General features: G+C 44.3%; 11 protein-coding genes. 4 read left to right on the top strand and 7 right to left on the bottom strand.

Features of this window, described 5'->3' with window-relative positions:
- The first annotated feature begins 58 nt into the window (after positions 1 to 58).
- Positions 59 to 3,202, top strand: a complete 3,144-nt coding sequence (locus tag A3762_RS04360) for a GAF domain-containing protein (protein ID WP_068481229.1) — start codon at positions 59 to 61, stop codon at positions 3,200 to 3,202.
- Between the two features lie 93 nt (positions 3,203 to 3,295).
- On the opposite strand, the gene A3762_RS04355 is transcribed toward A3762_RS04360, so the two are convergent.
- Genes A3762_RS04355 through glpE form a run of 5 tightly spaced genes read right to left on the bottom strand, consistent with a single transcriptional unit; the run spans position 3,296 to position 7,316 of the window.
- Positions 3,296 to 4,645 carry an MATE family efflux transporter gene (locus tag A3762_RS04355; RefSeq protein ID WP_068754242.1) on the bottom strand — a complete coding sequence of 450 codons (1,350 nt, stop codon included), beginning with the start codon at positions 4,643 to 4,645 and terminating at the stop codon, positions 3,296 to 3,298.
- The gene (locus tag A3762_RS04350; RefSeq protein WP_068475891.1) at positions 4,642 to 5,268 is read right to left on the bottom strand and encodes a DsbA family protein; all 627 of its coding nucleotides are present in this window, start codon (positions 5,266 to 5,268) and stop codon (positions 4,642 to 4,644) included. Before A3762_RS04350 ends, A3762_RS04355 begins: the two co-directional genes overlap by 4 nt.
- A gap of 8 nt (positions 5,269 to 5,276) precedes the next feature.
- Positions 5,277 to 5,540, bottom strand: coding sequence for a DUF5062 family protein (locus A3762_RS04345; RefSeq protein WP_369819820.1), 264 nt, complete (start codon positions 5,538 to 5,540; stop codon positions 5,277 to 5,279).
- 30 nt (positions 5,541 to 5,570) lie between these two features.
- Positions 5,571 to 6,965, bottom strand: a complete 1,395-nt coding sequence (locus A3762_RS04340; protein WP_068754240.1) for a M17 family metallopeptidase — start codon at positions 6,963 to 6,965, stop codon at positions 5,571 to 5,573.
- A gap of 27 nt (positions 6,966 to 6,992) precedes the next feature.
- Positions 6,993 to 7,316: a thiosulfate sulfurtransferase GlpE gene (gene glpE, locus A3762_RS04335; protein ID WP_068477749.1), complete on the bottom strand. Its 324-nt coding sequence runs from the start codon at positions 7,314 to 7,316 to the stop codon at positions 6,993 to 6,995.
- Between the two features lie 137 nt (positions 7,317 to 7,453).
- Here glpE and A3762_RS04330 point away from each other — a divergent pair, with 137 nt between their 5' ends.
- Entirely contained in the window at positions 7,454 to 8,086 is a 633-nt protein-coding gene (locus tag A3762_RS04330; protein ID WP_068754238.1) for a glutathione S-transferase family protein, read from the top strand.
- Positions 8,087 to 8,143: 57 nt separating this feature from the next.
- On the opposite strand, the gene A3762_RS04325 is transcribed toward A3762_RS04330, so the two are convergent.
- Complete coding sequence (locus A3762_RS04325; RefSeq protein WP_068754237.1) at positions 8,144 to 9,409, bottom strand: 6-phosphofructokinase; 1,266 nt, start codon at positions 9,407 to 9,409, stop codon at positions 8,144 to 8,146.
- 256 nt (positions 9,410 to 9,665) lie between these two features.
- Between A3762_RS04325 and A3762_RS26335 the strand changes: the two genes are divergently transcribed.
- Entirely contained in the window at positions 9,666 to 9,836 is a 171-nt protein-coding gene (locus A3762_RS26335) for a hypothetical protein (protein ID WP_156493101.1), read from the top strand.
- Positions 9,837 to 9,862: 26 nt separating this feature from the next.
- Here A3762_RS26335 and A3762_RS04320 read toward each other — a convergent pair whose 3' ends face one another.
- A complete protein-coding gene (locus tag A3762_RS04320) occupies positions 9,863 to 10,531 on the bottom strand; it encodes a histidine phosphatase family protein (RefSeq protein WP_068481240.1) in 669 nt (222 codons plus the stop codon).
- A gap of 196 nt (positions 10,532 to 10,727) precedes the next feature.
- Between A3762_RS04320 and A3762_RS04315 the strand changes: the two genes are divergently transcribed.
- Positions 10,728 to 12,230: inorganic phosphate transporter (locus A3762_RS04315; protein ID WP_068754235.1), on the top strand; the 1,503-nt coding region annotated here is incomplete at its 3' end.

Below are 12,230 nucleotides of genomic sequence, written 5' to 3'. Positions count from 1 at the left end.
AAATTTTAATCTAGAGTGAATTTTGAAGGCCAAAATAATAAACAGAGGCAAATTTAAAATGTTTCAGCTGAGTTTTAACCAGAAAGTCGGATTTGGTTTTGCGTTCATTATCATCTTGATATTGAGCTCAGGACTCTCATCTTTATGGAATTTAAATGACATCAACGAATCGACGTCGCGCGTTAACCAAACCGCGGTACCGGTCGTAAAGGAAAGTAATCAGGTTCAGATTCAATTGCTAAAACTCGCGAAATTAAGCGGTTTAGCATTCAACGCTGAAGATGCAGATAGTATTCGCGTTTATAAGCGTAAGTTTGATCAAGGTGTTAAAGACTTTGGCGGTCTTTATGAGAGCCTGGAAGAACTTGCAAAAGATGATGCGGATATGAAAGCCCTTGTTATCGGCATTAAGAGTAATTATGACTTCTATCGTTTCGCAGTAACTGAAATGTTCGAAGCAAAGTCGGCTACTTTGCTGGCTAATGAGCAAATGCATAACGAGGCCGGGACACTTTTTGATATGGCTGATGCGCTAGGTGGCTCATTAGTCGATCTACAGTACTTCATGGCAGACGGTAAAGATGCCGAGAATATGGAGCTCGTTGCTGGATTCGCAAACCAAGCAGATGCGAATGCTCTTTCAATCCTTAAGACGGTAGAAGAAGTGCAGCGCACGACAGACCTGAATGCTCTGTCTACCATGGATGACTTTAAGTTTGCACTGCAAGATTCCAAACTTTGGTATGACAAAGGTGCAGACGTCTTTAAAACATTCGGCGATGTGACCCTGCTTGATACAGTGGAACAATCATACGCAGAGTTGAGTGCACACTTCGATAAAACGCCTTCAATTATCGATTACAAGATGACAGAGCTTGAGCAAATCGAACTGGCTCGAGCAAAACTTCGCGAAGCGGATGCTGCGGTATCGCAATCCGTTGAAGGTCTGGATGAGCTGCTTAAGAGTGCAGATGTTCAGTTCAGCTTCTTGCAAGGTGAAGTATTGGGTAGTTTAGATTTTGGCTTTAAATCATCCATTGTTCTTTTAATTGTTCTCGTATTACTCGCGGCGCAAAACTTTAACTCTATGCGGTCGGCTATTCAGAAGAAGATGGCAGATCTAGCAAAACTTAATAAAATCGGCGGTACCTTAGCCGGTGCGCAGAGCCAAAACACTGCATTGGAAGAAGTACTTCAGAGTATGCATGAAAAGATGGGCGTGAGTGCAGGTTCGGTTTATTTAACTAACGAAAAGCAAGAGCTAGTCGTTAAGGCGCATTTCCCACCGAAAGCTATTTCAGCCGATGTTGAGCCTACAAGCTTTGAGCTTGGTGAAGGTATTATTGGTAAGGCTGCAAAATCTAAGCAAATTATCTTTGTTCCTAATACTGAGAAAGACAAGTCTTATGTTCAGGGTGAGCAAGAAGTAGCACCTAAAGCACTTTTATGTGTTCCGCTTATAGATAAAGACATGCTAGTTGGTGTGATCAATTTATCTGGAGACGTAAAGCAGGTGAGTTTTGCCGATAGTGATTATGAGTACGTGTCCTCTGTTGCTCAGTCACTTGTTACAACAATTAAAAACATTCGTATGCGTGAAGTGATCGAAGAGCATAATCGTACTCTTGAAGCGAAAGTTGAGGAACGTACGGCTGCGCTACATCAAAAGAACCAAGACATCGCAAATATGATGGCAAACATGCACCAAGGCCTATTTACAGTGACCGAAGGTGGTGTGGTGCACAAAGAGTATGCGGCGTATCTGGAGCAGATTTTTGAAACAGATCGTATCGCTGGACGAAATGTAAATGATCTTCTTTTCGCGAATACAACACTAGGCTCTGATGCGCGAGATCAGAACATTACTGCAGTTGATGCGATTGTTGGTGAAGACGAAATGATGTTTGAGTTCAACTCACATTGTCTTGTGAATGAGATGACCATTGGTTTCGATGATGGTCGTGAAAAAGTTCTCGAGTTGGACTGGGATCCAATCGTGAATGATGATGTGATCGAGCGTCTGATGATTACTGTGCGCGACGTAACTGAAATCCGTGCCCTAGAGCTAGCGGCGCAAGGTCAGAAGCGTGAGTTGGAATTAATTGGTGAAGTGCTTGCGATCGATGCAGCGAAATTTGCTGAATTCCTCCGTAGTTCTAAGCAGTTCATGGCGGCATGTCAGCAGGCTATTAAGAACAACGCTGGAAAATCTGCGGATGTTATTGCCGAGCTATTCAGAAATATGCACACCGTTAAGGGTAATGCGCGTACGTATGGTTTGAGTTATTTGACTGACGTAGTGCATGAAGTTGAATCTACTTATGATGCTTTACGTAATGATGATTCGCGTGAGTGGAAGCAGAATGAATTACTCGAAGAGTTGCGTGAAGCGCAAGAGATTCTTGCTGAGTACGACACGATTTATCATGACAAGCTAGGTCGTGATGGTGTTGCAGCACAAGGTGTAAATCTAGACTCAGAACGCGTAGCTTCGTGGTTAGATAGCATTAAGCGTCTTACTGAAAAATCGATGGACAACGATGTACAAGAAGTTGTTTCAGAAGCCTATAGCATGTTGCTTTCTATCGAATCTAAAACCTTGTCTGAGGTGATCTCTGAGCCTTTAAGTTCGCTCGCGTCAATGGCTGAGCAGCTTGATAAGCCCGCACCAGAAGTTCGTGTAAACGATGCAGAGTTGTTTATTGATGGCCGCGTTCACAGCATGATGAATAATATCTTTATGCATGTGTTGCGTAATGCAATGGATCACGGCATTGAAGGTGCGACAGAGCGTGCAGAGAAGGGTAAGAACGAAAACGGTCTTATCTCGATTAATACGCAAGTGAATAAACAGAACGCCGAATTCATTGTTTCAGACGATGGTCGAGGTATCGCGATTGCGAAAATTCGTTCATTAGCTGTAGACAAGGGAATTATTGAGCAAGATGCAGCACTCAGCGCGCAAGACATTGCGAACTTGGTATTCACTTCAGGATTCTCTACTGCAGAAGAGGTGAGCAACTTGAGTGGCCGCGGTGTTGGAATGGATGCAGTTCGCCAATTCCTAGAGAGCGAAGGTGGGTCAATCGAGCTTCGTTTAACAGGTGGCAACGATGGCGATGACTTCCGAGCCTTTGAGACGGTTATTACCTTACCGGAGCGTTTCTATAGCCAGGCTTTAAGTTTTGCAAAAACGGCTTAAGAGCTAAGTGGAATTAAAATACCCCTCTATTAAGGGGTATTTTTTTGCCTGCTAAAAAGTCAGCTGCGTTCGATAACTCAATACCCGCAGAAACTATGGTGGAAGTAAGCGTCTAGTTTTGGCTTTTCTGAAGGATGATTTAAACATCCATATCGAGATTATGCCTGCCAGCACATTGCCTACGGCAGCGCCTATCATTAAGCCCATTAAATCGCCGAACACAGAGCCAATGAACAAACATGGAAGATAACAAATAAATAGTCGGGCGAAGGAAATTTTTAAGCCATCCATTGCGCGGCTAATAGCATTTGCGGCAGACACTAAGACCATACAAATGCCAAGAAATGCATAGCTAAACGGAATGATGACGATATACAGCGCCAGTAATGAAGCAATGTCCTCATTGCCCGCAAGAGCATGGCTGATGCTGGAGTCGAATAATACAAGGATCAACGCCAGTAAAAGTTGCCATGCGATGATTGTCTTCACAGCAAGCTTGAGTAATATCTGAATGTCATCAAAGTTCTTCGCGCCATAGCTCTTTCCTATCATTGGGGGAAGAGACATTGTCATTGCCAAGACTAAAATGATTGAGAAAAACTCAACACGAATGCCGAGGCCCCAAGCAGCAACGCTTTCCGTCCCATGTTGGGCAACAAGCATCGTGGCTAGCATTGAAGAGAGAGCTGGAAGCAATTGGCTAGTCATAGCGGGTAGGGCAACCGCTAAAATTTGTTTGATCTTTTCAATAGCGTTTTCAAATGCATCACTGAAATGCAGCCAATTCTTTTTCAAAATAAATGGATAAACAAAAAGGCAGCCGATACTAAAAGAGCATAATGTGGCCCATGCGGCGCCGGCTAAACCTAGATCAAAGGTGAAGATGAATATCGGGTCTAAGGCAATGTTGAGCAGGCTAGTGCCAGCCATGCCTAATCCTGGAATGAGCGTATTGCCGTTAGCTCGGGCAATGCTGTATCCGAAATACAAAAATCCGCCGGCAAAAGCGCCCACTAGCCATACTGCCCAGAATGCATCAATAAACGGCATTAGCTCTTTAGTCGCGCCCAATACTCGAATAATCGGGTATCTAAACAGCCAAGTTAGTACGGCTAAAAATGCAAAGCAAGCGGAGCCAATGATTACGATTAATCCGGCTAAATCGCGGGCCTTACAGTCTTCTCTGGCACCAATGAGTTGCGAGATAAGCGCCGTTGTCGCAATGCCAATACCGACCTGAATACCAATAAAAAGTTGGTAAATAGGGATGGTGAAGCCAACCACTGCCAGAGGCTCAACGCCTAGCCGCGCAATGAAAACCGAATCCACAAGTTGGAAGCTCATTAGCGAGACAATCCCAATCAACATGGGCCACGTCATTTTTGCGAGTTCGATGAATTGTTCTTTCTTGTTGCTAATAGTTTGTTCGGGTGCAGATGTCATGACGCAAATGCATCCTCAATGATTGTCAGAGCAGCGCGGTGATCTTGATAATCAAGAGGCAGCTGCATGGCTTGCTGATCTTTCACCAAAATCCAAGACGGAAAACTATTCCCTCCAATACTGCGGGCGAATCGTATTTCATCATGCAGGCGTTTTCTGGTTATATCGCTATGCAGATCAGTCTCGAACTGTTCTTTCTCAAAACCGATGTCTTCAGCTAACTGACACAAAACACTCGTGTCTGAAGGATTCATTGCATTCAAATAATATGCTTCTTGGATCTTAAGGTTCATCTGTTCTTCTTTGCCTTGATCCCGTGCAATTAAGCCTGCTCGGCAGGCTGGATAGGTAGAGCGATGTGGCGTATTTTGTTGCCAAAACGCGTGATTGAATTCGGTACCTAGCAGATCAGAAATTTTGTACCAGTAGCTTTCGATGGCTTCGCGCATGTCTAAGGGCATCGGTATATCACTGTCTGGGGCAAGACCACCCAGTAGCTTTGTGAGTGTGATACCTCGTTCTTTGAGCGATTCAGTTAATGCGAGATAAGTCGGCCGATAACCCCAGCACCACGCGCACATGGGGTCATAAACGTAATAAAGCTTGGGAGTCGTATCTTGCATTAGTAGATTTACTTCAGAGGATGATTTTCGGGTAATTGTTTATGCAGCCACAGAACGAGCTTATGCTTCATTCGTGGCGTATCCATATCTTGCTTTGCCAGCGGTTGAATTTGTTTGTCGTGAACCAAAAGCTTGTAGATATATTCAATTTTATCGTCTTGCTTATCATTCGCTTCAAACTTTACAACGCCACGCTTCTCGCAATACATCACCCCAATGCGAATAGCTTCTTTTAAAAGTTCAGCTTCGTTTTTTAGTTTTTTTATAGCCATGCTGCTTCCTCTTTGATGAAGTTATTCGAGTTACGCGAAACGTTGTTTTAGATATTCATATACCGCTCGTAAGCCCAATGCTTCACCTCCAACTGGACGGCTTGGGAGGCCTCTGAGGTTCCAAGCCATGACGTCGAAATGCACCCAAGGGGTTTCATTGCTAATGAATTTTTCGAGGTATAGTGCAGCTGTGATAGCGCCACCGAATCCGGTTTCTGCTGAATTCAGGGTATCGGCAAAATGGCTTTTAAGCATGTCGTTGTAGGCTTGGTGCAACGGTAGGCGCCAAATAGGATCTAAGCAATCTAGAGCGCTTTCGTTGAGTCCTGCAGCCACTTCTTCATCGTTACAGAAGAAGCCAGGGAGTTCTGTGCCCAGTGCTACGCGGCATGCGCCGGTCAATGTGGCAAAGTCAATAATCAGCTCGGGGCTTTCGCTACATGCATCATCCAATGCATCGCAAAGAACTAAACGACCTTCAGCGTCGGTATTGTCTATTTCGACCGTAAGGCCTTTTCTAGATTCAATAATATCGCCGGGTCTAAATGCATTACCAGATATAGCGTTTTCAGCCGCAGCAACGAGAACACGTAATCGAATTGGAAGGTTTTGTGCCATGATGAGCTTGGCCAAGCCAAGCACGTGTGCAGCGCCGCCCATATCCTTTTTCATCTGACGCATGAAGTTGCCAGTTTTAATATTCAGACCGCCACTATCAAAACAGATACCTTTACCAACTAGTGTAATAGCTGGCGCGTCTTCGTCGCCCCAAACGAGTTCGAGTAGGCGAGGTTCGTGCACAGAAGCTCGGCCAACAGCGTGAATAAGTGGGTAGTTTTGATCTAAAAGTTCTTGGCCGATAATTTCACTGAAGCTGCCTTCGTAAGCACTTGCGAGAGCTTGCATGGTTTGCGCTAGATCTTCGGGCATCATATCTGAGGCGGGAGTATTGATTAGATCGCGCGTAAGTACGATAGACTCGACCATATTATTGGCTTCTGACAACAGGCTCTCATCATCGATGGCAAGCAAGGCTTTTTCTTTACTTGTTTTTTTATACTGAGAGAACTCATAGGCGCCTAGTCCCCAGCTAACAGCAAAGCGAAAATGCGTAAGTGCTAAGGTTTCTTGATCGACATTGCCGTAATGTGTCAGTGCACTTAGATCAATTTGATAAGTATGCAGCGGCAATTGTTTCGCGAGATCTCCAGCTAGAAAGAAGTTATTTAGACTTGGTATACAGCAAATGATCTTTAAGGAATTATTCTCAGACGGTAAAGTCGAATGTCCTTTTCCTTCAAACTTAATACTTTCTAACCACAATTGATCATTGTTATGTTGATCACTAAGCCAATCTTTGTAGTTATCTTCGAGTACTAAAATAATATTGTTTTGAGCTTGGCCTGAAATGAGAGCTGAGCGCATTGTGTTTCCTTTTATCAATAAAGCTGCTTAATCCGTTGTGAGAGTGGCTGCAATCTGACGCCATTCTTCGAAACCGCCATCTAGGCTAAAGGTTTCTTTAAATCCTTGTGCATTAAAGTAGTCTGCAGCGCCTTGGCTTGAGTTGCCGTGATAACAACAAACTACCAATGGTTTGTTAAGGTCTGTGTTTGCAATAAAGTGTTCCACATTTGAATTGTCGATGTGAGCAGCACCGTTTATATGGCCTTGCTCAAAAGACATTTGGTCTCGAATATCGATTACGGTGACCGTGTTTTCTGAATCACTCAGCCAAGATGCGAGCTGAGCACAACTAAGATGTTTAAATGACATAGTAAAGTTCCACTTTTGCGATGAAGCATTATAGACCTTACGGGCGCTACTGCGTATTTGGGTTTGGTAATGCTTGCATTGTTTTCGCGACTGGGATTAGTCTTGATGCTGGAAAAATAAAAACTAAGGAGTGATGAATGTCGTTAACGGTATATGGTTACCCAAACACCCGCACTTTGCGTGTGACTTGGTTGCTCGAAGAGTTGGGCTTGGATTACAGCTTCCAACTTGTCGATCTCATGAAAGGTGAAGCCAGACAGACGTCATTTCTAGAGCTCAATGCAGGGGGCAAGGTGCCTGCCATTCGTGTTGATGGAGGCATTATCACTGAATCCTTAGCGATCATGAATTATCTCTGCACATTGAAGCCCGAGGCAGAACTGATTCCAACATACAGCGCTTTTCGTCGTGCTCACTATGACCAATGGAGCGTATTTGCAATTGCAGAACTAGAGCAACCTCTATGGACCATAGGAAAGCACAAGTTTGCTTTGCCGAAAGACTATCGTGTGCGCGAGATGGAAGCGACGTCGGTCTATGAGTTTCAGGTAGCTTTGGATTTGCTGAGCAAGGGCTTAGGGCAGCAAGATTATATTTTGGGCGATTCATTCTCTGCCGCCGACATACTATTGGGGCATTGCTTGTTTTGGGGAATGAGTTTTGGTCAAAGCATCGAGCAAGAAAACCTTAAAGCCTATATTGGGCGCCTCGGAGTAAGACCGGCTTTAGGGCTTGCGCGTCAGAAAGAAAAACAGGCGATGAGCGACTAAGCCTATCGCCTGTTTTAAAGAAGCTGGAACAGAAGTTTCGTCTGTTCCTTTTTCGTTTTAGATTTCGAAATCTGTACGAAGTTTTTTCTCGATGACCTTGTTCACGAGGTTCACATAACGTGGCATACCTGCATCGTCATAAGGAGGGTAGTCTTCACCTTGAATAAGAGGCGATAGGTACTCACGACATTCCGCCGTAATGCCATAGCCGTCATCGGTAATATAGTGAATAGGCATTTTCTTTTCTTGGTTGGCAACTTGGCTTAATGGTGCTTCGCTAATGCTCCATTTGTATGGAGAAGAGTTCTCGCGAACGATAATTGGCATGACTGCATTTTTGCCGCTAACCGCAAACTCAACAGCTGCTTTACCCATCGCATATGCTTGCTCGACGTCAGTTCGGCTAGCAATGTGGCGTGCTGCACGTTGAAGGTAATCTGCTACAGCCCAGTGGTACTTGTAGCCCAATGCTTGTTTCACCATGTTTGCTAGGGTTGGTGCAACACCACCCAATTGAGTGTGACCAAATGCATCTTTCTGGCCCGCATCGGCAACAAAGCGGCCATCTTCATATTGCGCACCTTCTGATGCTACGATCACGCAGTAACCATGCTTCTTAACGGCCTCATCAACGCGAGCCAAGAAAGTTTCTCTGTCGAATGGAACTTCTGGGAATAAAATGATGTGTGGCGCTTCATCGCTGTTCTGACCAGCCAACCCGCCAGCAGCTGCGATCCAACCCGCGTGGCGACCCATTACTTCTAAAATAAATACTTTAGTAGATGACTCACACATAGATTTAATATCCATTGCAGCTTCTTTTGTAGAAATCGCAACGTATTTCGCAACAGAGCCAAAGCCTGGGCAACAGTCTGTAAATGGTAGGTCGTTATCCACTGTTTTAGGTACACCAATACAAGTAATTGGGTAACCCATTTTTTCACTTAGTTGGCTTACTTTGTATGCAGTATCTTGGCTATCGCCACCGCCGTTGTAGAAGAAGTAGCCAATGTTGTGTGCTTGGAATACTTCGATCAAACGCTCATATTCACGCTTGTTTTCTTCAAAGTTTTTTAGCTTGTAACGGCAAGACCCAAATGCGCCACTTGGTGTGTGCTTGAGTGCAGCAATATCTTCTACAGATTCAATGCTTGTATCGATCAATTCTTCACGCAATGCGCCAATGATACCATTGCGTCCCGCATATACTTTGCCAATTTTATCGCTATGTTGGCGGGCAGTTTCAATAACGCCACAAGCAGAAGCGTTGATAACGGCAGTAACACCGCCAGATTGAGCATAAAATGCATTCTTGATCGACATTGATAAACCTATAGGTCGTGAGTATGAAATTTGCGCGCATTATACGCGAATATATCGATGTGTCATGGTGAGAAAGTAAAGCCTTATAAAAAATTTCAATCGCGAATTTACAGGCTGTATTAATGGCTATAAAAATAATTAGATTGCTTCACCTAAGTGCTAGCCGATATAGTTTCGCGCTGAGACTTTAGGTCTCTAGAAATCTAATTGGCAAGGAATGCCAAATCATAAATTACTCTCAAAAAAAGGATCTTGTGTGAGTCATTCTTCGTGGACGAGTACCGCTCAGTCGGTCGACTCGGGTTTAGTTTGTTTAGTGATGCTGGCGCGGTTTTATCAGGTCGCAGCCGATATGCTCCATCTACTGATCGAGTTTTTTATGTCCCCCTTGTTGCGATATCAGCATAAAGGCCTTCGGGAGCGTTAGCAGTTGAGTGCGCGCTAAAGGCACACTTATGCATGTGTAATGAGATCTAAATGTTCGGGGCTGCTCAAGTGCGACACATGATTAAAGCTAGAAACGTATCTTTTATCGCCCTTAATAAATAGCTCCGTAACGCCGGTGTTCCTGCTCTGTAAATTAAGATCAATCATTGTCTCCGCATTCAGACGCATAATGTGTTTGATCGCCATTGAAATCGCTCCGCCAGAACTGAAAACGAAAATGTTTTTATGATCTTGTGTGTTCAGTGAATACAAAGCCTGTTCTACGCGGCTCTCAAATGCATTCCATGTTTCGGGTAGTTGTGTTTGAATTTGGTTCTTAGACCACGCTAAGAGGGCCGCGCGTAGAGCGCTAAAAAATTCACTCGGGGTGCGAGGTTTTGACGCATCTGGACCTAATTGTGAAAGGTAGGCGCGAATCAAGGTTTCAAAGTCAAACTCGTTCCAATCGGTGTCTATCACAGTATTTGCCTGGCCGTTTATTGATTCAAGCGCAAACTGAGCTGTTTGTTGATGGCGCTTCATATCGCCAGTGATCACCAGGTCAGGGCTGATAGAAAGCTCCCGAAAATAGCGATTCAAAATTTTAGCTTGTTGCTCACCTTTACTAGAAAGTTCGTCATAGTTTTCTTTGCCAAGCGATGCTTGGCCGTGTCTGATCAAATAAATTTTACTCATTGTTATCTAACTTTACCTTTCCTAGTAAAAACCGTACTAGCCTATGTGCTGGAGAATTGTCATGGCAAGTTTATTTGAGTGATGAAAGTTAATTTGCATCTTTTATACATGTGGTTAGTATGCGCAACCGGATTGTTACAGCAAGATGACAGTAGCGACGCCAAATCGACGAGTTAATTGTTAAGGAAGTGCTCAAATGAGTTCTAAAAAACTATCTGAGACCGATACAGCTTTAGGTTACGCCAACAACGAAATTTTGAAGATGGGCGTAAGCTTTGTGTTCTTAGTTTCTGTTTTAGGTTACGTATTAATGCAAATGCAAGGTATCCCGGGTGGATTTACGCTTGCAATTTCTGCAGCTATTGGCGGTTATATGGCCATGAATATTGGTGCAAATGACGTAGCCAATAATGTGGGTCCGGCAGTAGGTTCAAAGGCATTGACCTTGATTGGCGCGATCGCGATTGCCGCCATCTTTGAGGCCGCAGGCGCATTGATCGCAGGTGGTGACGTAGTTAGTACCATTAAGAAAGGGATTATCGACCCTTCCGCTATTAACGATAGCACGACCTTTATCGCCTTGATGCTTGCAGCATTATTTGCTGGTGCCTTGTGGCTTAATCTTGCAACCTTCGTTGGCGCGCCTGTTTCTACAACCCACTCGATCGTAGGTGGTGTACTTGGTGCAGGTATCGCAGCAGGAGGTTTTGCTATTGCGAACTGGGGACAAATGAGTGCAATTGCAGCGAGTTGGGTTATTTCACCTGTTCTTGGCGGTTTGATTGCAGCGGGCTTCCAGCTTTATATCAAGCGAAATATTATGCACAGCGAGAACATGTTACAGGCCGCTAAAAGTTACGTGCCTGTCTTGCTTGCGATTATGGCGTGGTCGTTCTCAACGTACCTTGCGTTAAAAGGCTTGAAAAAAATCTTCCCAATGTCATTTGTTGACGCTTCAATTTTGGGCGCAGTCATCGCTATTTTTGTGTATTTCTTAAGTCGTAAAGCAGTCGATAAAGCGTCTAAGAAAAATAAGAATAACCGCGATGGAGTGAACAACTTATTTACGATTCCTCTTATCTTTGCTGCAGCACTATTGAGCTTCGCACATGGTGCAAATGATGTAGCGAATGCGGTTGGTCCGCTCGCTGCGATTGCTGATGCGATTCAAAACCACGGTGTTTCTGCCAAGGCAGCTATTCCTCTTTGGGTCATGATTGTGGGCGCTATTGGTATTGCTCTAGGCTTGCTTTTGTTTGGCCCTAAACTAATTCGTACGGTTGGCACTGAAATTACTGACATCGATAAGTCGCGTGCGTTCTGTGTAGCTCTCGCTGCATCGATCACTGTAATTATTGCATCGCAACTAGGTTTGCCGGTGAGTTCAACGCACATTGCGGTAGGTGGTGTATTTGGTGTTGGTTTCTTGCGTGAGTACTTGCGCTTCAACTCTGCTGTGAAATTGCACAAGATTGCTGAGCAGCATGAAGGAAAAGAACGCCAGCGTTTAGAGAAGTTTTTGGAAGACTTCCAGAATGCAGATCTAAAAGAAATGGAAGACTTGATTAAAGAAGCAAAAGCGAAGAAGGAAAAGCTTGGTATCAACAAAAAAGACCGTAAGCGTTTGAAGAGTGTATACAAAGAGCAGCTCGTAAAACGTTCAGCAATTAAGAAAATTGTGACGGCTTGGATCGTGACT

Source organism: Oleiphilus sp. HI0125 (assembly GCF_001635355.1).
This window is presented reverse-complemented; position numbering and strand designations above follow the sequence as displayed.